This window comes from Saccharothrix sp. NBAS 001, assembly GCF_056640475.1.
Genome location: NZ_CM153251.1, coordinates 7,163,961 through 7,185,196 on the forward strand (window position 1 = coordinate 7,163,961; position 21,236 = coordinate 7,185,196).

A 21,236-nucleotide genomic window follows, 5' to 3' on the forward strand; every position below is an offset into this window, starting at 1 on the left:
CCACCCGGCTTAAATGGGAACGGGGTCACAATGCCTTAGCCTCCACACACGATCTTGGAGGGGGCACATGTCGACCGGACCCACGCACGCGATGAGTGGCTTACTGGCCTGGGCGGCGGTGACCGCGCTCGCCGAGAACCATCCCATCGGTCAGCTCAGCCCGCAGAGCTGGGCGGTCGGCGCGGTGCTGGCGACGGGGGCCGCGCTGCTGCCCGACCTCGACCACCCGTCCTCGACCATCTCCCGCACCTTCGGGCCGGTCAGCGCGGGCGCGTCGGCGTTGATCAACACGATCAGCTCGTTCGTCTACCGCACTACGCGAACCCGAAAGGACTCCAACCGTGACGGCGGCCACCGCGGGCTGACGCACACGCTCGCGTTCGCCCTGGCCGCCGCGGTGGGCACGACGGCCGTGGTCCAGCAGTCCCAGAAGTGGGCGCTGCCGGTGCTCATGTTCGTGTTCGCGGGCCTGGCCGTGCGCGGGATCATGAACGACTGGTGCCCGCAGAAGGACGCCCTGCTCATCACGGGTGTGTCCGCCGGCATCACGGTGCTGTGCGTGGTGTGGACCGACCAGACGTCGGCCAGCGCGGCGGCGTGCGGGGTCGCGGTGGGGGTGGGGTGCGTCGCGCACTACCTCGGCGACGCGATCACCGAGCAGGGCTGCCCGATCCTGTGGCCGATCCCGCTGGCGGGCAAGACGTGGTTCCCGGTCGCCCCGCCGAAGATCATGCGGATGCAGACCGGCGGTACCGTGGAGATGGCGATCGTCGGACCGCTGATCACGATCCTGTCCGTCTGGCTCTCGGCGGCGGCGCTCCAGCGGACCGGCCTGCTGCCGTTCCTGGACGGCTTCGACCTGCTGCCGATCTAGATTTCGGATAACCGCCATTCGTAGGCTACCTGTACCTCACCCGATCGGACTAGCCTCGCCGGGAACCGCGATCCGGTGGCGGAGGGGACAGATCCACGTGGACGTGCGATGACAACCTGGCTCGGCCTCAACGCGGGTCACGACGACCCGCACACGGCGGACCAGACCGCTCTGGCGTTGTACGAATCCCTGCTGTTCCACGCCCACGTGGTGTGCGTGCACGCGGTGGAGGACAGGCACGCCATGTCGTTCCGGCTGACCGACGACCCGTCCGAGAACACGGTGTCGACGCTGATCGAGCGCGGCTACGGCGTGGCCGTGCACAACGGCAGCCTGCAACGCCTGGCCGGCCCCGAACAGCTCACCAGGGGCGCGCTGAGAGCCGCGCTCGCGCACCGGGACCGCAAAGAGGGACGTGCCCTGCGGTTCCCCGGTCAGCGCACCCTGCGCGGGCGCTACGGCGTGTCGGACATCCTGGCGTTCAGCGCGATCGACGAGGTCCTGCCGCACGGCGTCAAGAGCGTCGACGCGCGCGGCGACCTCCAGCCCCGGTTCGTCGACGGCAAGCTGGTCCTCAGCCTCTGACCGGCCGGGGCACGCCCCTCAGCCCGGGTGCGCGCCGACGGTGTCCTTGATGTGCACCCCGAGGCTCTCCGCGCTGCGCGCGCAGTGGGCGCAGCAGAAGAACCGGCCCTCCACCTCGACGCCGTGGCCGAGGATCCGGCAGTCGCAGTGCTCGCAGCGCGGCGCGAGGCGTTGGATGGCGCATTCGAAGCTGTCGAACGTGTGCACGCCACCGCTCACCGTGCGCACCTCGAACGCCATCCAGTAGTCGTTTCCGCAGACGTCGCAAGTCGCCATGCGCGCAGCGTGGGGCCTCTCCGGGAGCCCGGCAACTCGAACGTCACCCGGCCGGCGGAGGCCCGCGACCGCGCGACGGCAGCGGGCGCGACCGTGCGGACCAGGCCGGATTCGAACCGGCGTACTCCCGTCTCGGAAGGCGGGCGCGTCAACCACTGCGCTACAGGTCCCGTCGAGCCGGACCGCGCGGCGGACACCGCGCAACCGGCTCCGCACAACCCTAACCACGAGCCCGCACCGGAAGACAGTGCCGAACAGAGTGCGCTGAACGGTCCCGCTAAGGTCTGCCGCGTGCGCGGGGTCGACTACTACGAGCTCCTCGGGGTGGGCCGCAACGCGTCCACGGCGGAGATCAAATCCGCCTACCGGTCGTTGGCCAAGGTCATGCACCCCGACGCGGGGGGTTCTTCGCTGACCTTCCGCATGCTGCAAGAGGCTTACGACACGCTCCGCGACCCGACGCGCCGGCGCGACTACGACCGGGGCTGGTCGTTCAGCAGGCCGCAGGCCCGCACGACGTCCACCCGCCCGCCGCGCACCGGCCGCACGGGGCGGCTGCGCAACTTCGGCGAAGACCCGGACTTCGTACCCCCGAAGCCGAAAGTGGATCTCGGCGACGTCCCGTGGTGGCACCTGGTCGACGTCGCGCAGCGGGTCCGCTACGTGCCCGTCGCCGGTCCCGGCCACGCGCCCGCGCTGGCCGCGGTGTGCGGCTGGTTCTTCCTGCTGCTGCCCGTGGTGGCGATCGACTTCTCACCGCTGACGCTGGCGCTGTGGCTGCTCGTGGTGGGCGCGGCGGCCGTGGCGGCGTTCCGGTTGGTGCGGCGGTACTTGACGGCCGTCCGGGCGGATCGGGCGTTCGCGCACGAGGTGGACTCGGAGATCGTGCACGGCACCACGGACGACCGGGTGTGCGAGCGGCTCACCGCGGACCTGGTGGCCCGCTACCTGACCAGGTTGCCGGGCGCGCGGGTGTTCCACGGCCTGGCGTGGCCGGGTTCGGTGTTCGCCGACGTCGACCACGCGGTGCTGTGCGGGCGGCGGCTGGTGCTGATCGAGTCCAAGTCGTGGCTGCCGGGGCACTACGCGGCCGAGGACGACGGGACGCTGTGGCGCAACGGCCACCCGTTCCGGGGCGGCGGCACGAGGCTGCCGCGCAGCCTCGCGGTGTACCGGAAGCTGTTGCCGTGGCTGGACATCCGCACCGTGCTGGTGGTGTACCCGAGCCGCGCCGGCGAGGTGACGACGGACGAGGAGGTCGACACCCTCGTGCCGCCGATGACCCCGGCCCAGTTCGTCGAGGAGATCGGCGACTGGCTGGCCGAGGACCCGGCCACCATCGACCGCGAGGCGTACCGGCTGCTGTTGGCGCAGGTCGTGCCGATCACGGGGTAGGACTGGTCGGACTCTTCCGACAACTACCGACGGATCACATGTTCGAACAGATTCATCTATTCATCCCCAGCTATCGGCTTGAATCTTGACTTCGATCATGCGATACTTTTCCAGAGGCCGGGTCGGTGCATCAAGTAGCTATATGCACCGACCCGGCCTCTCCACTCGCTAGATCGGACGAGGGAATTGCTCCCACGCCAGCACGCCAACTGGCGACTTGATCAGCTTGCAGTCGTTTCCACGTCGATGGTGGTTCCAGCCGGTGACCATCAGGTAGATCTGCTGCCATTCAACCGACTTGGACCGTTGTGAGCGCTCTGTCCGCAGGAGCGCCTCCCGCAGGGCGTACACCGGCTCCAGTTTCTTCAGCCCTTCACCTGTGGACAACCGGATGAGAAAGTTCTCGGCAACCTCTAGATCAACACTGCGAAGCAGCCAGGACATAAAGGCCGCTCGCGCGGCGGTTGTCAGCGTCTTCCGCATGGACTCCATGTCGGGCAGCCTTGAGAACTGTACCGCGTCGATGATCTCTGGATGCGTGCCCAGCACCTCAGCGGAGTCCAGTGGTGTGAACTTGAATCCGCTGAGCTGCATGAACTTGCCGTTTTCCCATGCCCAGACACGCCTGGTAACGGCAGCGACCACGACGCTGTGCTCCATGCGAGCGTCGATTGTGAGGTGGTCGGCGATGCTGCGGCCACGCCCGTAGTCGATAGTCGCCATCGCGTCGTCTGGGACGTTGTAGGCCACCAACATCTCGACTGGACTACCGTAATCACGGACGGCGGCCAGTCGGTGCTGACCGTCGATCAGTTGCCCACTTGAGTTGTACTTGATCGCGATGCCGTTGTCCGACCGCCAGTGTCCCGCCTGCATTGCTCGCACGTACCCCGCGACCGTGGCCTTGGAGATGTTCCGGTTGTGCGGTCTCCGATGCTGGAGATCACGGATAGCTCTCTCTGACGTGATCAGCTCGACCGAGAACCTGACTCGGCCGGATCCCACAGGGCTCAACACCTGCTAGTACCTCCTGGACTAGCGGTGCTGGGCCGGTGGTAGCTATTCATCGGCCCAGCACCCGACTTACCGTGCAGACCGCAGCAGCGGCCCTGATCGATCATTCCGGCCGCAATAGCGACCGCACAAGCCACACCGACACCTCAGACGCCAGGCCGTCAACCCTCCGACCAGGGGTTTCGAAACGTGCGAGCCGAATACTGCCAAGAAGACCACCCGATCAGGTATCAATTTCTCCCGCAATAGTGCGGACCAACAACCCCGCTGTAACGGCACACGCGCCGTCAGCTGATCCACCAAATGGACGATGCCACGAGGTGAGGTCGGCGGGCTACGGTCTGCGAACCCCGCAGACGGTTGGAGGAGCGCCCGGTGAAGGTCGACGTTTTCAACGAGATCCAGGACCCCCGGCCGTGGCGGGAAGGGCACCAGCACGCGCGCATCACCGAAGCGCTGGAGCAGGCGAAGCTCGCCGACGAACTGGGCTACGGCTGCTGGTGGCAGGTCGAGCACCACGGCGCGGAGGAGTTCAGCCTGTCGTCCGCGCCGGAGTTGATGCTGGCGGCCATCTCCCAGCACACGTCGCGGATCCGCCTGGGCCACTCCGCCGTCCTCGCGCCGGCCCGGTTCAACCACCCGATCCGGATCGCCGAGCGGGCCGCGATGCTCGACCACCTCAGCAACGGCCGGGTCGAACTCGGCCTGACCCGCTCCACCACGCCGGAGTGGCGGCTGTTCGGCATCGACCCCGCCGAGGTGCGGCGGCAGACCCAGCAGGCGTTCGAGATGGTGCCGCGGATGTGGACGCAGGAGCGGTTCTCCTACTCCGGCGAGGACTTCGAGATCCGCGACGTGCCGATCGTGCCGAAGCCGTTGCAACGCCCCCACCCGCCGCTGTGGCAGGCCGCCGCGACGCCGGCGTCGTTCGAGGAGGCGGGCCGGCGCGGGGTCGGCGTGCTGGGTACGACGATCTGGGAGTCCGCGGAGCGCGTGCGGCGGATGGTCCGGCTCTACCGCGACGCGGCGGCGGCGTGCACCGAACCGGCCGGCGCGTTCGTGAACGACCAGGTCGCGTTCTTCACGTTCGTGCACTGCGCGGAGAGCGACGAGCAGGCGGTGCGCAACGGCGCGGTCGCGGCGGCGGCGTGGTACACCGTCCGGGCGTTGACGTTCTTCGAAGCGGCGGACTCGTTCGTGGAAACCGTGCGCCACCAGCAGGAGATCATGGCCGACCCGTCGGGCGGCGGCCTGACCGGCGACTTCCTGCGCGCGGAAGCGGAGTCGTCCACCGGCCCGAACCGCGCCCAGGTCGTGATCGGGCGGGTCCTGCAAGGCGAGGACGTGCCCGACGAGGAGATCTTCGAAGCGCTGAACGAGCAGGACTCGCTGATCGTCGGCAGCCCGGAGACGTGCCGGAAGAAGCTGCGCACGTACGCGGACCTGGGCATCGACCGCTTGATGGCGTTCCACCAGGTCGGCAGCCTGTCACACGAGTCGGTGATGACCAGCCTCCGCCTGATCGGCGACCTGATCCCGGAATTCGACAACTGACAGTTTCCGCACGCCCGTTCGACCGGGACCCTCAACCCGTTGCCGGAAACCGCAAAAATCGGCCTGATGTACAACCAGCCCATGGAGGAGTCGGACAAGGCCCCGCCGAGCCCGAGCGGCCCGTGCGGTCTTCGATGCAACCCCTGGAAGACCTGGAGCGCCGTAACAGCCGTGCCGTTGGAGACGATTCCCGAGTACATCGAATTGAGGGGCAATCGTCATGACCTATCCGCAAGGTGCTCCGGTGTACGCGCCCGCCGCACCGCAACCCAAGCCGAACAAGTTCGGCGCGCTCGCGTGGACCGCGCTGATCCTGGGCATCGTGGGCGTCGTCGGCTCGCCCATCATCATCCTGAACAACCTGACTGCCATCGCGGCATTCGTCGGGGTCGTGCTCGGTGTCATCGCGCTGTTCGGCACGAAGAAGGTGCTCGCGGGCATCGGCACGGTGTTGTGCGTCTTGGCGATCGTCTTCACGGTCATCGCCCAGAAGGCCGCCGTGGAGAAGCTCGACGAGATCGTCAACGGCTCGACCAACCAGGGCCAGGTGAGTGACGGCAACGCGGGCAACGGCCAAGCGACCCAGGCAGACGCGGCAAAGGCCCCGCCGACCTGGGGCCAGCGCTACAGCTGGAAGAGCGGTCTGGCGGTGGAGGTCTCCGCACCCGCCGCCTGCACCCCCGGCAAGTACGCGTCGCCGCAGGGCGTCGAGCGGGCCGTCAAGATCGTCGTCACGGTCACCAACGGCACGGACAAGGCGTTCGAGACCGCAGTGCTGACGATCGGCGGCGACGCCCAGTTCAACGGCAAGAAGGCCGAGCGGATCTTCGACTCCAACGGCGAGTGCGGCGGTGGGGGCCTGGACAGTGCCACGGTCCTGCCAGGCAAGACCTACACGTACGAAACGTCGTACTCGATCGGCGCGCAGCCGGGCGAGCTACAGGTCGTGTTCCAGCCCGATTTCGGCTCGGACAAGGCGGTTTTCGTCGGCCAGGCGTGAGCGTCAGGTGCCCGTGGTCGTCTTTCGCGAGACGGCCACCAGCCCAACGGTCAGCCGCATGACCACTGCCGAATCCGACGTTGACAGGCCGGTCTTCACCGGACTGGTCGACTGTGCCGGAGTAGCGCCTGTCCAGCTCCGTCCTGGGAGGTGTGCACGGGCAGAAGCAGTTCGTGGTGACGCATCAAACGGTTGATCAATCGGCGTCGGACATAGGGCCAAGCTTCACGAAAAAACGAACGATAGGGTCGGACGGAACAGCCGTCAGGACTCGCGAACACCGCGGCGCACATTGAGACGTTCCTTTGACGCCCCTGCCAGAGCGGCCGCCTGGCGGCTCTCGGCACCGTCGAGCATCTGCATCGTGCGGCGCAAGGCGGCGTTGTTCTCTCCCCCATCTCGCGCTCAGGTATTCGCGAACAGCAGCGTCACTCGGGCACTCTTCCGGGTCAAGCTGTCACGTGACCTCCGACGACCTGGGAACCGACGCGACGCCGGCACCTCCACTCCACTCATGCCACCATGTCGCGCATCACCCCGAAGCTGTGCCTCGCCCAGGACGCCGACGCGGACGAACTCCTCTCCTCCAGCCCGCTCGCCCTGCTCTTCGGCATGCCGCTCGACCAGCACACTGCTTGATGCACGACATGTCGAGCCAGGGCCTGACCAGGCCCTGGGACACACTCCCGCAGCCCTAGTTGTTCGGTTCGATTCGCTAGGCGGGTCGCGAACAACTTGTACTAGTTGTTCGGTACAGTTCGGTCCGCGCAAACCGAACAACTAGAGGACACGCATGGCAGGGCGTCCACCACGAGCGGTCGTGTACCAACGGCTGGATGAGGCCGTCGCCGAGCTTCGGGAACGCCTCGGCGGCCTGCCCGCACCGGCCGAAGCCGAGGACATCTGGTCCAACATCTGGCACCAGGAAGCCCACAACAGCACCGCGCTCGAAGGCAACACCCTCGTCCTCCAGGAAGTCGAACGGCTCCTGGACGAAGGCCGCGCGGTGGGTGCGAAACCACTCCGGGACTACATGGAGGTACGCGGCTACGGCGACGCGGCGCGCTGGGTCTACGGACAAGCCCTCGATCCGGGTGACTGGCAGACAGGCGAACTCATCTCGTTGCAGGAGGTCCGCCACATCCACCACCTCTGCATGACCCCGGTGTGGACAATCGACCCCCACCCGCACGCGACCGACGTCGAGAGCCCCGGGAGTTTTCGCCGACACGAGATCGCAGCGTTCCCCGGAGGCATGAAGCCACCGTCGTGGACCGACGTCGATCACCTGATGCGCGGCTGGGTCGACGAGACCGCCAAGCTGCGCGACCTCGGCGATGAACCCCTGCCCGAGTCGCTGGCACGAGCCCACAACTCCCTGGAACAGATCCACCCGTTCCTGGACGGCAACGGGCGCGCCGGCCGCCTGGTCCTCAACCTGTTGCTCGGCCGCCTCGGCTACCCGCCCGCGATCATCTTCAAGCGGGACCGTGAGAAATACCTACAGGCAATGAGGCGTGCGGACCGCGGCGAGTACGGCCCCCTCGGCGAGCTGATCGCCCGCAGCGTCACCGCCAACCTCTACAAGTTCGTCATCCCGGCAGTGGCCGGTCCTGTGAAACTCGTGCCACTCGCCGCCCTGGCCACCGATGACCTGACCGAGAACGCACTCCGGGTGGCCTCCATGCGAGGTCGCCTGCGTGCGATCAAGGGCGATGACGGTCTGTGGCGCAGCAGCAAGAACTGGGTCGACGAGTACCGCCAGAACCGCCACCGCCGCCTCAACGGCCCCTCCTCCTGACGGCAAGCACGGCCGCCCCGTGCCACCATGTCGCGCATGAGCCCGAAGCTGTGCCTCGCCCAGGACACCGAGGCGGACGAACTCCTCTCCTCCAGCCCGCTCGCCCTGCTGTTCGGCATGCTGCTCGACCAGCACACTGCTCTTGATGTGTGACTAGCTGCCCTCTTCGAGCAGCCGAGCAGCAGCTTCCGGGTCCATCAGGTTCGAGTAGACCTGTTCGCCGGGGCGCAGCGACCGATCCAGCATGGCGAACTCCGGGTACCAGCCGTCCCGATCACAACCCGGAACCAGGTCGAGGACAACGGCGACGAAGTTGTCAGGTACCGAACCGGTGATCCACATCGCCACGTACGTGCCCCGGTCCTCCACACCTCGGACGAGCACCCCGATTTCAGCGCCGGCAACCTCTCAGACGTGTTCGTACCCGTCGAGCAACGACGCCCACACCAGACGCCGCACCGTCTCCCGCAGTGCGCGCAGCATTCGGACAGCCGCCTCGGCGCGGTACCGGTCGTGGTCATCCTCGCCCGCGAGCCACTGATCGCAGTACGTCGCCGATCTCAGGGGAGGGGCGTGCTCGGCGTTGTACCTGGCACGTGCGGCGGTGGCGTCAGTCGCGAGCGCTTCGTAGAAGTCGTCCCGACTCCCGGCTTCCCTGACTCCAGCCGCCACCAACCAACCAGGATCACCCGCTTCGACAACCGCACCTCGCCACCGCTGCACCTTGACCTTGAACACGACCATGTCGTCGATCGATCGGATTCGTTCACGCGGACCTGTGGGAGCGGCGAACTATTCGTTGGCCTTCTTGATCAGCGGGTGGTCGACTTCGTCGAGGGGCTCGTCGATCGGCGGCAGGTCAAGACTCAGGTCCTCACGCAGACAGCGGAGGGTCGGGCGAACGGCCATCAGGATTCGCGGACCCCGCCGAGTTCATCGAGACGTTCTTTGGACATTCCGGTCAGAGCAGCCACCTGACTGCTCCGGGTGCCATCGAGAGCCGCCATCGTACGACGCAAGGCGGCGTTGATCTCCTCCCGCCTCGCGCCCAGGTACTCGCGAACAGCAGCGGCCAGCAGGTCCTTCTGGGACATGTGCAGCGCGGTAGCACCATGCGCGATCAAAGCGTGCGTCTCTTGATCGACCTTGACAGGAGCAGACTGGACAGCCATGCGACACCTCCGGTACCCAAGGTTACTCGGGTACCGTTCCTGGTCAAGCTGGCAGGTAAGGTCCGACGAGCAGCGGGAACTGATTCGACGCCGGCACCTCGACTCCACCCATGCCACCATGTGGCCCATGAGCCCGACGCTGTGCCTCGCCCAGGACACCGAGGCGGACGAACTCCTCTCCTCCAGCCCGCTCGCCCTGCTCTTCGGCATGCTGCTCGACCAGCAGATCCCGATGGAGAAGGCGTTCAAGGGGCCGAAGGCCATCGCCGACCGCATGGGTGGCGGACTGGACGTGCACCGGATCGCCGAGGCGAGCGAAGAGGACTTTGCCGCCGTCATGTCCGAGGTCCCCGCCGTCCACCGGTTCCCCGGTTCCATGGGCAAGCGACTGCAGACGTTGGCGCAATACCTGATCGAGCACTACGACGGCGACCCCGCCGGCATCTGGACCCGGGACGAGCCCGACGGCAAAACCGTGCTCAAGCGGCTCAAGGAACTGCCTGGGTACGGGGATCAGAAGGCGCGGATCTTTCTCGCGCTGCTGGGCAAGCAGCTCGGCGTGCGGCCCGAGGGGTGGCGGGAAGCGGCTGGGGCGTACGGCGAGGACGGGTCGCGGCGGAGTGTCGCCGATGTTCGGGACGCGGTGTCGTTGGGTGAGGTTCGGGAGTTCAAGAAGGCGGCCAAGGCCGCGGCCAAAGAAGGGGCCTGAACGGGCTCGTCAAGGGGTTCCCGGAGGAGGGACGGAGAGGGGGCACCGAGAGGGGGACGGAGGGGCGCGTGAGTGGTGAGCGCCTCGGCTGGGGTGTCAGTCCTTCGGGTTAGAGTCGCCGCGTGCAGTTGCCGGGATTGGCTGATCTCACACCTTTGGGGCAGGGCGGGTTCGCCACCGTCTACCGGGCCCGTCAGGTCCAGTTGGGGCGGGACGTCGCTGTCAAGATCGACAACCGCGTCCTCCAGACCGAGCGGGATCGGCGGCGGTTCTTGCGGGAGGCGCAGGCTGCCGCCCGGTTGTCCGGGCATCCGCACGTGGTGTCCGTGCACGACGCCAATTTCACCCCTCAGGGGACTCCCTACCTGGTGATGGAGCTGTGCACGGGCGGGTCGCTGGCCGATCTGATCCGGCGGGACGGGCCGCTGCCCGCCGAGCGGGTCCGCCAGATCGGGATCCAGCTCGCCGACGCGTTGGCCGCCGCGCACGCCGAAGGTGTCCTGCACCGCGACATCAAGCCCGGCAACATCCTGCTCGACCGGTACGGGACCGCCAAGCTCGCCGATTTCGGGCTGGCCGCGCTGTTGGACGCCGAGGGCAGCTCCACCGTCACGCGGGACGCGTTGAGCCCCAGCTACGCCTCGCCCGAGGCGTTCGCGATGGCCCAGCCCACGCCCGCAGCTGACGTGTACTCGCTGGCTGCGACGCTGTACGACCTGCTCGCGGGCAAGCCGCCCCGGCCCGTGCCGTGGCCCATCGAGTCGTTCGACCACCTCGGGGAGGTGCTGCGCTCGCCGGTTCCGCTGGTGGCGGGTGTTCCCCAGGACCTCCACGAGACGATCGTCCGCGCGCTCGTCCCGGACATCTCCTACCGGACGGGGAGTGCGGCGCAGCTCCGGGACGAGTTGAAGGCTCACCAGCAAGGGGCTCACCAGCAAGGGGGCCAGCAGCACGGGGGCCAGCAGCAGGGCCAGTACCAGGGCGGTCCGCCTGTGGTTCCGGGGGCGCAGCCCGTGGTGCAGCAGCCGGGTTCGGGGCCTCTGCCGGTGCTGCAGCCTGCGTCAGGGCCGCAGCCGGTGATGCAGGCTGCGTCGGGGCCGCCGTACGGGGCCCAGTACGCGCAGTCGGGGCCGCCGCAGTACCAGCAGTACTCCGGGCCGCCCGTCCACTACGCGAACTCCGGACCAATGACCCCGCCCAAGCGCACGCCGGGGGCGCTCGTCGCGGTCGTCGCGGTGTTGGCCATCGCGGTGGCCGGTGGGGTGTGGTGGTTCAGCCGGGAGAACGCCGGTGCCGGGCAGACCAACGCCGGGAGCGGGAACCCCTCGTCCAGCGGTGAGGCGTTGGAGACCGTGCCGCCCCGGCTCAAGTCCTGCGGCACCGGCTACTGCATCGCCGAATCCACCTGCTACCACGGTGTCACGTCGATCGGCGGCCAGGCGGCGTCGGCCCGGCGCGCGGGTGACTGCTCGACCCCGCACTACTGGGAGGCGTTCTCCGGCGGCTGGCTGTCCGGGGCGATCCCCCAGGTCGACAACGACGAGTTCGTCAAAGCGCCCGAGGTCAAGAACGTGTGCACGGCGGAGGTGATGAAGGCCAACACCCGCCCCGCCGTGGACACCTCGTCCTGGGAGATCACCGCCGTGGCGTTCAGCGACGGCAGCCGGAACTACTTTCACTGCTTCGCGAAGGACCCCGCCGAGGGCGAGGTCACGACCAGCGCCTTCGGGTCCTGAACCGGCCTGAGCGCGAACACCAGCAGCACCAGCGCGACCACCGCCAGGGACGCTGCGATCGGGGCCAGCGGCAGCAGGCCGACCCAGCTGATCACCAGGCCGCCGACCACGCCGGACAGGCCCACGCCCAGGTAGATCGCGGACGCGTTGAGCGAGAGCAGCAGGCCGCTGTTGGCGGGCGCCAGTTCGATCAGCCACGACTGGATGGGCGGGTTGGCCGACCACGTCAGCGCGCCCCACACGAACAGCGCGAGCGCCGCGCCGACCACCGTCGACATGGTCAGCGGCAGGGTGGCGAGCACGACCGTGAAGCAGCTGAACAGCACCACCAGCAGCTTCCGGGTGTCGAACCGGTCCGCGAGCCGCCCGCCGGCCCAGTTGCCGAACGCGCCGCCGACGCCGTACGCGACCAGCAGCAGGCTGATCGCCACGCCTTCCACGTGCGCGGTCGCGGTGAGCAGGGGCGCGATGAAGTTGAACACCGCGAACACCGACAGGCAGGCGAGCACGGTCAGCGCCAGCACCATCACGACCCGGCGGTTGGCGGCCGGTGCGAAGCGCTCGCGCAGGGCGACGGTGGGCGGGGCCTCGACCGCGGGCAGCCCGAGCCGGACGGCGACGGCGGCCAGCGCGGTGACCGCGGCGATCAGTCCGAAAACGCCCTGGTAGCCCAGCGGCTCCCCCAGCAGGTTGCCCGCCGGCACGCCCAGGACCAGCGAGAACGTCAACCCGCCGAAGACCAGCGCGACGGCGCGGCCGCGGCGATCGGGCGGGCTGAGCACGGTCGCCACGAGGACCGCGCCGGGCGTGTAGACCGCCGCGCCGAGCGCGCTCACCACGCGGGCGGCCAGCAGCAGCGGGTAGTTCGGGGCGAGGGCGGCGGCCAGGTTGCCCACCGCCGACACGGCCAGCGCCGCCACCAGCAGGGTGCGCCGCTCCCACCGGCCGGTGAGGGCGGCGAGCAGCGGTGACGACACGGCGTAGGCGATGGCGAACGCGGTGAGGAGCTGGCCCGCCGTGGCGTGCGTGACGTTCAGTTCCCGGCTCACGGCGGGCAGGACGCCGGAGACGATGTACCCGCTCGTGCCGATGGCGAACGCCCCGGCGGTGAGCAGGTAGGTGCGGGCTGACATTGATCGATTCCCCCGATCGAGTGTTGGTTCGACGCGAACCGTACTACGAGGATCATCAAAATTCGATACTTCTCGTACCATGGGTGCCATGCAGACGCTGCCGCACCCCGAACGCGACGAGATCCGGATCGAGGCGGTGCTGCACGCCCTCGCGGACCCGGTGCGGCTGCGGATCGTCCGCGAACTCGCGAACCGCCCGGACGGCATCTCGTGCGGCCTGATGGAACTCGGCATCAGCCCCTCCACCCTGACCCACCACGTGCGCACGCTCCGCGAAGCGGGCGTGGTCTTCGTGCGGCCGCGCGGCACCTCCCGGATCAGCAGCCTGCGCCGGGACGACCTGGACGCGCTCTACCCGGGGCTGCTCACCGGCGTGCTCGCCGCGCCCCGCTGACGACGGCGGACGCGGCGCAAAATGATTTGCGGTCATTCCTAGGGTAGTAAGACGTGCGCGCTTACGGGCAGCTTGCGCTCGCCGGATTCCGCCGTTATTCCACCTATCGACAAGCGATGTTCGCCGGCCTCGCCGCGAACACCACCTTCGGCCTGCTGCGCACCGCGGTGATGGTCGCGGTGGTGGGCGCCGCGCCCAAGGCGGGCTACGACGTGCCCACGGCCGTGGCCTACGTGTGGGTCGGGCAGGGCCTGATGGCGTTCGTGCAACTCTGGGGCGACAACGCGCTGGCCGAACGGGTCCGCAGCGGTGACGTGGTGGTCGACCTCTACCGGCCGTGGCACCTCCAGGCCGCGCTGTTCGCCACGGACCTCGGCCGCGCCGGGTACTCGGTCCTGGTCCGGTTCGTGCCGCCGGTCGCGATCGGTGCGCTCGTCTTCCCCTTCCACTGGCCCGAACCGGCCGCGTGGCCGGTGTTCGCGCTCAGCGCGCTGCTGGCCCTCACCGTGAGTTTCGGCGTGCGATTCCTGTTGAACGCGAGCACTTTCTGGCTGCTGGACAACCAGGGCGTGATGAGCCTCTGGTCGGTCATGTCCAGCGTGCTGTGCGGGCTCGCGCTGCCGCTGGCCTTCTTCCCCGACTGGGCGCGGGCCCTGTTGTGGGCCACGCCCTTCCCGGCGATCATCCAGGGCCCGATCGACGTCTGGATGGGCCACGGTCCACAGTGGACCACGCTGGCGCACCAGGTGTTCTGGGTGGCCGCCCTGGCCGCCGCCGGCCACCTGGTGCTCGGGCGCGCGGTGCGCAAGGTGGTGGTGCACGGTGGGTGAGCGCATCTACCCCAGGCTGATCGCCGCCCGGCTGCGCGGCCAGCTCTCCTACCGGGCCTCGTTCCTGCTGTACTGCACGTCCCAGGTGCTCGCGCAGGGCGCCGAGCTGGTGGTGATCCTGGTGCTGTTCACCCAGGTCGACGCGCTGGGCGGGTTCTCCTCGACCGAGGTCGTGCTGATGTACGCGATCGCGTCGGTGGCGTTCGGCGCGGCGGACACCGCGGCGGGCCAGCTCAACGAGCTGCCGCGCTACATCCGGACCGGCCAGTTCGACGTGCTCCTGGTGCGCCCGTTGGGAACCCTCCCGCAGATCGCGGTGTCCGACGTCCGGTTGCACCGGGTCGGGCGGATCGTCACGGGGCTGGGCGCGCTGGTCTTCGCCTTGGCGCACAACGACATCGCGTGGTCGCCGTGGACCGCCCTGCTGGTCGTCGTCGCACCAGCGGCCGGGGCGGTGATCTTCTCCTCGGTGTGGGTGGCGGCCTGCGCGGTGTGCTTCTGGCTGGTGGAGGGGCAGGAGCTGGCGAACAGCGTCACCTACGGCGGCAACGCGTTCGCCTCCTACCCGATCAACATCTACTCCGGTTGGCTGCGCCGGGTCATGGCGTTCGTGATCCCCGGCGCGTTCGTCGCCTACTACCCCGCACTGGCCCTGCTGGACCGCCCGGACCCCTTGGGCGGCCCCGCTTTCCTGGGCTGGATCTCGCCTCTCGTCGCACTCGCCGCCGCCGGCGCGGCCGGGCTGGTGTGGCGCTTCGCCGTCCGCCACTACCGAGGGACCGGGTCATGATCGAAGTGCGCGACCTGCGCCGCGAGTTCACCGTGACGAGCAAGACCGGGCGGTTCCGGCGCACCCGGCGGACCGTGCGGGCGGTCGACGCGGTGAGCTTCGACGTGGCCGCCGGCGAGGCGGTCGGCTACGTCGGCCCGAACGGGGCCGGCAAGTCCACCACGATCAAGGTGCTCACCGGGATCCTGGTGCCGACCTCCGGGCACGTCCGGGTGTCCGGCGTCGACCCGTCCCGGTCGCGGCGCGAGCTGGCGCGCCGGATCGGCGTGGTGTTCGGACAGCGCAGCCAGCTCTGGTGGGACCTGCCGCTGCGCGACAGCTTCGACCTGCTGCGCGCGATCTACCGGGTGCCGGCGGCGGACTTCACCCGCCGGCTGGACGAGTGCGTCGGGCTGCTGGAGCTGGCCGCGTTCCTGGACACCCCGGTCCGGCAGCTCTCGCTGGGCCAGCGGATGCGCGGCGAGGTGACCGCGGCCCTGCTGCACGGCCCGGAGCTGCTGGTGCTCGACGAGCCGACCATCGGGCTCGACCTGGAGTCCAAGGAACGGCTGCGCGAGTTCCTCGCCGAGCTGAACACCACGCGCGGCACCACGTTGCTGCTCACCACCCACGACCTGGACGACATCGAGCGGCTCTGCCCCCGGCTGGTGGTGATCGACCGGGGCACCGTGCTGGCGGACGGGCCGTTGGAGGAGCTGCGTTCCGAGGTCGCGCCCGAGCGCGTGCTGGTGGTGGACCTGGAGACGCCCGCCGAGCCGTTGGAGGGCTTGGCGGGGGTCGTCTCGGTGCGCGTGGAGCTGGGCGGATTGCGACAGCACCTCACCTTCAGCCGGGCGGAAACCACTGCGGCGGCACTGATCTCGGCCGTCGCGACCCGGGCCGACGTGCACGACCTGGTGGTCGAGGAACCGGAGATCGACGATGTGGTGCGCCGGTTGTACGCGCGTCGGTAGAGTCGGACGAAACGGTCACGTTCCCACCCGAGGAGAAGTCATGCGCGCAGGTCGTCCCGTCGCCGCCACCCTGCTGGCACTGGGTCTCGTCGGCGCGCTGTCCGCCTGCGGCGCGGTGCAGGACGCCGCCGACGCGGCCAACCAGGCCGGGCAGGCGATCGACAAGGTCAAGCTGTGCGCGGACGCGGTGTCGCTGGCCGGGTTCACGCCCAGCGCGACCGACCCGCAGAAGGCCGTGGACGAGACCAAGGCCAAGGCCGAGGAGCTGGGCAAGCTCGCCGAGAAGGCGGGCGACGCGACGATCCGGGACGCCATCAACGGCGTCGCCGACACCATGTCCAACGTGACCCTCAGCGACGTGGACCCGAGCAAGCTCGCCGACTGGACGCAGAAGAAGCTCGACCAGGCCGCGAAGCTGGCCACCGCCTGCGGCAGCTGACCCGGGCCGGGCCCCGTCGCGCGGAATGGCTTCGTTGAGCGGAAATGCCGGGCTGTCGGTACCTTCGGAACCGTCCTACTCTGGGATGCACCGGAGGTGTTGCAGATGCACGCGACAGCAGGCGACCGGTTGCACGTCCACAGCCGCGCGGTGGGTCTCGACGAGCACATCGGCGAGATCCTGGAAGTCCGCGGGCAGGAGGGTGCGCCGCCGTACCTGGTCCGCTTCTCCGACGGTCACGAAGGGCTGGTCTACCCCGGCCCGGACAGCCTGGTGGAGCCCCGCCGGGGCGACTAGCCGCCGGCGACCAGTGAATCCACCTCGGCGCGGTAGAGCAGCGCCGGGTCGAACCCCATCGGGCCGAACTGGCCCGACACCTCCAGGCTGAGCACGCCGTGCAGCCTGGTGAACGCGCGCAGCGCGGTGAGCAGCACGGCGGGGTCGACCTCGCCCTCCCCGCGCGACCGGGCCCAGGTCGCCAACTGCCCGTCCAGGCCGGTCGAGCCGCCCGGGTCGGCGGGGGCCGCAGCGGTCTGGTGGGCCTCGGCGAGCACGCCGATGAACGCGCTCATCGTGCGGTGCGCGAGGGCGATGGTGTCCGCCGGCGCGTGGTAGCCGGGCAGCGGCGAGCCGAACAGCAGCAGGTAGCGGTGCGGCTGGCCGACGGCCCAGTCCCGGAACGCCTGCGCGAACCCGTGCACGCGCTCGCGCGGCGGTAGGCCCGGAGTCCGCCGCACGGACGCCTCGACCGCTTCCGCCAGGTCCCGCCACGCGTCCCGGATGAGTTCGGTGAGCAGGTCGTCGCGGTTCTTGAAGTACCGGTAGAGCGCGGGACCGGTGATGCCCATGCGCTTGGCGATGGCGTTGACCGAGACGCCCTCGACGCCCAGGTCGGCGAGCTGCCCCAGCGCGATGCGCTTCGCCTCGTCCCTCGTCTCCTCGCGGTACCGCTCACGCCGGGTCGTGGTCACGTCCAACCTCCCTTGACAAAGACACTCTAACTTGTGTTAGAACTTCTAACGTCAGTAAGAGGCAATCAGGGGAGCTGTCATGACGGTGGTCGTGCTGGGTGCGGGTCGGGGTATCGGACGGGAGATCGCCCGGCAGTTGGCCGCCGACGGGCGCGAGGTCCGCGCGGTGACGCGGTCCGGCGGCGTGCCCGAGGGCACCGAGGACGTGCGGGCGGACCTGCTGGACCGGGAGGCCGCCGTCAAGGCCGCGCGCGGCGCGTCCGTGGTGCACCTCGCGGCGAACGTGCCCTACACGTCGTGGGCGGACACCCTGCCGACGCTGTTCGGCAACGCCGTCGCCGCGGCGGAGTCGGCCGGGGCGAAGCTCGTGCTGGCGGACAACCTGTACGCGTACGGGCCGGTGTCGGGGCCGTTGACCGAGCAGACCCCCGAACGCCCGGTCGGGCCCAAGGAGAAGCTGCGCAGCGCGTTGGGCAAGCGTTTGCGGAAGGCGTCCGTGCCGGTCGTGCTCGCCCGGTCGAGCGACTACTACGGGCCGGGCGGCGTCGGGTCGCTGCCCGGCGAGCTGGTGCTCAAGCCGATGGCCCTGGGCAAGCGGGCGATGTGGTTCGGGCCGCTGGACGTGCCGCACACCTTCGCCTACCTGGGTGACACCGCCCGCGCGCAGATCGTGCTGGGCGACGACGAGCGCGCCGACGGCCGGGTGTGGCACACGCCGGCCGCCGAGACGCTGACCGTGCGCGAGTTCGTCGCGCTGGCCGGGCGGGTGCTGGACGACCCCCGCACGCCGCTGCGGCTGCCGAAGGCGACCGTGGCGCTCGGCGCGCTGTTCGACCGGCGGCTGCGGGGCATGGGCGAACTCGACCACCAGCGCACCAGGCCGTGGGTGGTGGACCACTCGGCGTTCGAGGGCACGTTCGGACCGCTGCCGGTGACCCCGCACGAGGAGGCGATCGCCCGGACCGCCGAGTGGTACCGGGGCTAACCGAGGACCGTGGCGATCAGCTCGTCGGCCAGGGCCGGGGTGGCGGCGGCGATGCCGGACCAGCGGCGGGACAGGTCGAGGTCGAACTCCAGCGGCCGGCCGCGCAGGTCCAGCAGCGCGCCACCGGCGGCGGGCACGGTGACCAGGGCCGCGATCAGGTCCATCAGCCGGTGGGTGTCCGAGCCGGGGTCCGCGAACGCGTCCACCGAGCCCTCCGCCACCAACATCGTCTCCAGGCACGTCGTGGACAGGATGCGGATCCGGTCGGCGGTGTCGGCCAACCGCGTCCACGCCTGCTCGGTGCCGCGCTTGGGGCGCATCAGGCAGATCGACGCGCCCTTGAGCCCGGTCCGGCCGGACGTGCGGAACGGCGTCGGCTTGCCCGCCTTCGCCGACCAGGCGCGGCCGGTGTCGAACCAGACCGTCAACGCCTCCACCGGCACGGTGTCGATCACCAGGGCCCCGGCGAAGCACGACAGCGGGACGCCGGCGGCCGCGTTCGCCGAACCGTCCACCGGGTCGACCACCAGCGTCGCGGCCGAGCCGTGGTCCACGAACCCGGCCTCCTCGGACAGCAGGTTCACGCCGGCGGCCTCGGCCGCCTCCAGGATCGCGCCCTCCACGATCGCGTCGACCCGCATGGTCGGGGTGCCGTCCGCGCCGTCCGCGACCTCCTCGCGCAGCTCGGCGCGGGTGTGCAGCTGGCGGGCTTCCTGGTAGGCGCGGGAGGCGGCCCGCACGGCGGCGGCCAGCGCCGGGTGCACGTCTTGGGGCAGCTGGGGTTCCGGGACGGGCCACGGGTTCTTCGTCACGCTCCCGAACATGCCACGGGGGAGCCCCCGGTGGTGGAGGCTCCCCCGTGTCGGGAAGAACTCAGATGAGGCCCAGGCCCCGGACCGCGTCGCGCTCCTCGACCAGCTCGGCCACCGAGGCATCGATGCGGGCGCGGGAGAACTCGTCGATCTCCAGGCCCTGCACGATCTCGTACCTGCCGTCCTTCGCCGTCACCGGGAACGACGAGATGAGGCCCTCCGGCACGCCGTACGAGCCGTCCGACACGACCGCGGCCGACGTCCAGTCGCCCTCGTCGGTACCGTTGACCCAGGTGTGGACGTGGTCGATGGCCGCGTTGGCCGCCGACGCCGCCGAGGACGCGCCGCGCGCCTCGATGATCGCCGCGCCGCGCTTGGCGACGGTCGGGATGAACTCGTTCTCCAGCCAGGCCTGGTCGTCCACGGCCTGCGCCGCGTTGCGGCCGCCGACCTCGGCGTGGAACAGGTCCGGGTACTGGGTGGCCGAGTGGTTGCCCCAGATGGTGAGCTTCTTGATGTCGGTCACCGTGACGCCGAGCTTCTTGGCGAGCTGCGACAGCGCCCGGTTGTGGTCCAGGCGGGTCATCGCGGTGAACCGCTCGGCCGGGACGTCCGGCGCGTGCCGCTGCGCGATGAGGGCGTTGGTGTTGGCCGGGTTGCCGACCACCAGCACGCGCACGTCGTCCGCCGCGCCCGCGTTGATCGCCTCGCCCTGCGGCTTGAAGATGCCGCCGTTGGCCTCCAGCAGGTCGCCCCGCTCCATGCCCTTGCTGCGCGGGCGGGCGCCGACCAGCAGGGCGACGTTCACGCCGTCGAACGCCGTCTTGGCGTCGTCGGTGATGTCGATGCCGGACAGCAGCGGGAACGCGCAGTCGTCCAACTCCATCGCGGTGCCCTCGGCGGCCTTCACGGCCTGCGGAATCTCCAGCAGGCGCAGGCGGACCGGCACGTCGGGGCCCAGCAGGTGGCCGGAGGCGATGCGGAACAGCAGTGCGTAGCCGATCTGGCCGGCCGCACCGGTGACGGTGACGTTCACGGGCGTGCGGGTCATGAGCCTTCCCGAATGACGATCGAACTGGCTTCAGTCCTCGGGCACGACCACTAGGCAGGCTGCACCTGTCAGCGGCGGTCTCTACTCCGGGACCGGCGCATCGGGCGGGTTTGCCCGACGCGGTGAGGTTACCAACCGCTGAACGATGACAAGGTGTGACAGTGGACATCATCGAGGCCGACGAGGACTACAGCGACGCCGTGCTGGCCGGGCAGCGGTGGGAGGGGCGGACCTTCCTGCGGTGCGACTTCACCGAAGCCGACCTGCGGGGACTGGTGACGTCGGGCTGCACGTTCACCGAGTGCAAGTTCGACCGGACCGACCTGGGTGACTCTTCGCACACCGCCGCCGCGTTCCGCTCGTGCCGGTTCGACCGCGCGGTGCTCGCCTCGGCGGCGTTCCGGTCGTGCACGCTGCTCGGGTCGGTGTTCGTGGAGTGCGGGCTGCGGACCGTGCTGCTGGAGGAGACCGACCTCACGCTGGTCGGGCTGTCCGGCGCGCTGCTGCGCAAGGCGTCGCTGCGCGGGTTGCGGTTGCGGGAAGCCAACTTCGAGGGGGCGGACCTGCGCGACGCCGACCTGCGCGACGCCGACCTGACCGGCGCGCGGCTGCGCGCGTGCAAGTTCGACGGGGCCGACCTGCGCGGGGCGCGGCTGGGCGCGGACGGCCTGGTCGCCGCCGACCTGCGCGGAGCGCGGATCGACGTGGACACCGCGATCGCCTTCGCCGCCGCGCACGGCCTGCGGGTGGACTGACCGGCGG

At 69.7% G+C, this 21,236-nt stretch carries 25 protein-coding genes and 1 tRNA gene; 16 read left to right on the forward strand and 10 right to left on the reverse strand.

The genetic code is table 11. The features are described 5' to 3' along the window. The first annotated feature begins 67 nt into the window (after positions 1–67). Entirely contained in the window at positions 68–874 is an 807-nt protein-coding gene (locus AC0HI0_RS30885; RefSeq protein ID WP_480927022.1) for a metal-dependent hydrolase, read from the forward strand. A 108-nt stretch (positions 875–982) separates the two neighbouring features. Further along, positions 983–1,459: a hypothetical protein gene (locus tag AC0HI0_RS30890; protein ID WP_480927023.1), complete on the forward strand. Its 477-nt coding sequence runs from the start codon at positions 983–985 to the stop codon at positions 1,457–1,459. 18 nt (positions 1,460–1,477) lie between these two features. On the opposite strand, the gene AC0HI0_RS30895 is transcribed toward AC0HI0_RS30890, so the two are convergent. Together AC0HI0_RS30895 and AC0HI0_RS30900 are read right to left on the reverse strand one after the other, a co-directional pair. Continuing rightward, entirely contained in the window at positions 1,478–1,735 is a 258-nt protein-coding gene (locus AC0HI0_RS30895; protein ID WP_480927024.1) for a Prokaryotic metallothionein, read from the reverse strand. 96 nt (positions 1,736–1,831) lie between these two features. After that, positions 1,832–1,905 (reverse strand) — tRNA-Gly (locus tag AC0HI0_RS30900). Positions 1,906–2,026: 121 nt separating this feature from the next. Here AC0HI0_RS30900 and AC0HI0_RS30905 point away from each other — a divergent pair. After that, positions 2,027–3,130 (forward strand): J domain-containing protein, encoded by a 1,104-nt coding sequence (locus tag AC0HI0_RS30905; protein WP_480927025.1) that lies wholly within the window; start codon positions 2,027–2,029, stop codon positions 3,128–3,130. Between the two features lie 168 nt (positions 3,131–3,298). Here AC0HI0_RS30905 and AC0HI0_RS30910 read toward each other — a convergent pair whose 3' ends face one another. Then, entirely contained in the window at positions 3,299–4,006 is a 708-nt protein-coding gene (locus AC0HI0_RS30910) for a ParB N-terminal domain-containing protein (RefSeq protein ID WP_480927026.1), read from the reverse strand. Between the two features lie 513 nt (positions 4,007–4,519). Here AC0HI0_RS30910 and AC0HI0_RS30915 point away from each other — a divergent pair. The 3 genes from AC0HI0_RS30915 (at position 4,520) to AC0HI0_RS30925 (ending at position 8,499) form a co-directional block, all read left to right on the forward strand. After that, complete coding sequence (locus AC0HI0_RS30915) at positions 4,520–5,698, forward strand: LLM class flavin-dependent oxidoreductase (protein WP_480927027.1); 1,179 nt, start codon at positions 4,520–4,522, stop codon at positions 5,696–5,698. A 244-nt stretch (positions 5,699–5,942) separates the two neighbouring features. Beyond that, entirely contained in the window at positions 5,943–6,698 is a 756-nt protein-coding gene (locus AC0HI0_RS30920; RefSeq protein ID WP_480927028.1) for a hypothetical protein, read from the forward strand. 820 nt (positions 6,699–7,518) lie between these two features. Next, positions 7,519–8,499: a Fic family protein gene (locus AC0HI0_RS30925; protein ID WP_480927029.1), complete on the forward strand. Its 981-nt coding sequence runs from the start codon at positions 7,519–7,521 to the stop codon at positions 8,497–8,499. 153 nt (positions 8,500–8,652) lie between these two features. Here the strand turns inward: AC0HI0_RS30925 and AC0HI0_RS30930 are convergent, their stop codons facing one another. The 3 genes from AC0HI0_RS30930 to AC0HI0_RS30940 all read right to left on the reverse strand — a co-directional run bounded on the left by AC0HI0_RS30930 (position 8,653) and on the right by AC0HI0_RS30940 (position 9,671). Continuing rightward, entirely contained in the window at positions 8,653–8,883 is a 231-nt protein-coding gene (locus AC0HI0_RS30930) for a hypothetical protein (protein WP_480927030.1), read from the reverse strand. Positions 8,884–8,907: 24 nt separating this feature from the next. After that, positions 8,908–9,243: a hypothetical protein gene (locus AC0HI0_RS30935; RefSeq protein WP_480927031.1), complete on the reverse strand. Its 336-nt coding sequence runs from the start codon at positions 9,241–9,243 to the stop codon at positions 8,908–8,910. A gap of 164 nt (positions 9,244–9,407) precedes the next feature. Continuing rightward, positions 9,408–9,671 carry a hypothetical protein gene (locus AC0HI0_RS30940; RefSeq protein WP_480927032.1) on the reverse strand — a complete coding sequence of 88 codons (264 nt, stop codon included), beginning with the start codon at positions 9,669–9,671 and terminating at the stop codon, positions 9,408–9,410. A gap of 127 nt (positions 9,672–9,798) precedes the next feature. On the opposite strand from AC0HI0_RS30940, the gene AC0HI0_RS30945 reads away from it, so the two are divergent. Next, the gene (locus AC0HI0_RS30945) at positions 9,799–10,380 is read left to right on the forward strand and encodes an HhH-GPD-type base excision DNA repair protein (RefSeq protein ID WP_480927033.1); all 582 of its coding nucleotides are present in this window, start codon (positions 9,799–9,801) and stop codon (positions 10,378–10,380) included. Positions 10,381–10,502: 122 nt separating this feature from the next. After that, positions 10,503–12,116, forward strand: coding sequence for a protein kinase domain-containing protein (locus AC0HI0_RS30950; RefSeq protein WP_480927034.1), 1,614 nt, complete (start codon positions 10,503–10,505; stop codon positions 12,114–12,116). Here AC0HI0_RS30950 and AC0HI0_RS30955 read toward each other — a convergent pair. Beyond that, a complete protein-coding gene (locus tag AC0HI0_RS30955; RefSeq protein ID WP_480927035.1) occupies positions 12,056–13,249 on the reverse strand; it encodes an MFS transporter in 1,194 nt (397 codons plus the stop codon). The genes AC0HI0_RS30950 and AC0HI0_RS30955 overlap by 61 nt on opposite strands. Positions 13,250–13,328: 79 nt before the next feature. Here AC0HI0_RS30955 and AC0HI0_RS30960 point away from each other — a divergent pair, with 79 nt between their 5' ends. From AC0HI0_RS30960 to AC0HI0_RS30985, 6 genes are all read left to right on the forward strand, one after another. After that, positions 13,329–13,643 carry an ArsR/SmtB family transcription factor gene (locus AC0HI0_RS30960; protein ID WP_480927036.1) on the forward strand — a complete coding sequence of 105 codons (315 nt, stop codon included), beginning with the start codon at positions 13,329–13,331 and terminating at the stop codon, positions 13,641–13,643. Positions 13,644–13,759: 116 nt separating this feature from the next. Next, on the forward strand, positions 13,760–14,473 hold the full coding sequence (locus AC0HI0_RS30965; protein ID WP_480927037.1) for an ABC transporter permease: 714 nt from the start codon (positions 13,760–13,762) through the stop codon (positions 14,471–14,473). Beyond that, positions 14,466–15,263, forward strand: a complete 798-nt coding sequence (locus tag AC0HI0_RS30970; RefSeq protein ID WP_480927038.1) for an ABC transporter permease — start codon at positions 14,466–14,468, stop codon at positions 15,261–15,263. The genes AC0HI0_RS30965 and AC0HI0_RS30970 overlap by 8 nt, the downstream gene beginning before the upstream one ends. Next, a complete protein-coding gene (locus tag AC0HI0_RS30975) occupies positions 15,260–16,216 on the forward strand; it encodes an ABC transporter ATP-binding protein (protein WP_480927039.1) in 957 nt (318 codons plus the stop codon). Before AC0HI0_RS30970 ends, AC0HI0_RS30975 begins: the two co-directional genes overlap by 4 nt. A gap of 40 nt (positions 16,217–16,256) precedes the next feature. Further along, positions 16,257–16,655: a bacteriophage spanin2 family protein gene (locus AC0HI0_RS30980; RefSeq protein WP_480927040.1), complete on the forward strand. Its 399-nt coding sequence runs from the start codon at positions 16,257–16,259 to the stop codon at positions 16,653–16,655. A 105-nt stretch (positions 16,656–16,760) separates the two neighbouring features. After that, complete coding sequence (locus AC0HI0_RS30985; protein WP_480927041.1) at positions 16,761–16,952, forward strand: DUF1918 domain-containing protein; 192 nt, start codon at positions 16,761–16,763, stop codon at positions 16,950–16,952. On the opposite strand, the gene AC0HI0_RS30990 is transcribed toward AC0HI0_RS30985, so the two are convergent. Beyond that, positions 16,949–17,626, reverse strand: a complete 678-nt coding sequence (locus tag AC0HI0_RS30990; protein WP_480927042.1) for a TetR/AcrR family transcriptional regulator — start codon at positions 17,624–17,626, stop codon at positions 16,949–16,951. The genes AC0HI0_RS30985 and AC0HI0_RS30990 overlap by 4 nt on opposite strands. Positions 17,627–17,705: 79 nt before the next feature. On the opposite strand from AC0HI0_RS30990, the gene AC0HI0_RS30995 reads away from it, so the two are divergent. Continuing rightward, a complete protein-coding gene (locus tag AC0HI0_RS30995) occupies positions 17,706–18,611 on the forward strand; it encodes an NAD-dependent epimerase/dehydratase family protein (protein WP_480927043.1) in 906 nt (301 codons plus the stop codon). Here AC0HI0_RS30995 and AC0HI0_RS31000 read toward each other — a convergent pair. Both AC0HI0_RS31000 and AC0HI0_RS31005 read right to left on the reverse strand, forming a co-directional pair. After that, a complete protein-coding gene (locus AC0HI0_RS31000) occupies positions 18,608–19,423 on the reverse strand; it encodes an inositol monophosphatase family protein (RefSeq protein ID WP_480927044.1) in 816 nt (271 codons plus the stop codon). The two genes, AC0HI0_RS30995 and AC0HI0_RS31000, sit on opposite strands and share 4 nt — an antisense overlap. 61 nt (positions 19,424–19,484) lie before the next feature. Then, the gene (locus AC0HI0_RS31005) at positions 19,485–20,474 is read right to left on the reverse strand and encodes a malate dehydrogenase (protein ID WP_480927045.1); all 990 of its coding nucleotides are present in this window, start codon (positions 20,472–20,474) and stop codon (positions 19,485–19,487) included. 167 nt (positions 20,475–20,641) lie between these two features. On the opposite strand from AC0HI0_RS31005, the gene AC0HI0_RS31010 reads away from it, so the two are divergent. Beyond that, a complete protein-coding gene (locus AC0HI0_RS31010) occupies positions 20,642–21,229 on the forward strand; it encodes a pentapeptide repeat-containing protein (protein ID WP_480934429.1) in 588 nt (195 codons plus the stop codon). The last annotated feature ends 7 nt before the right edge of the window (positions 21,230–21,236 follow it).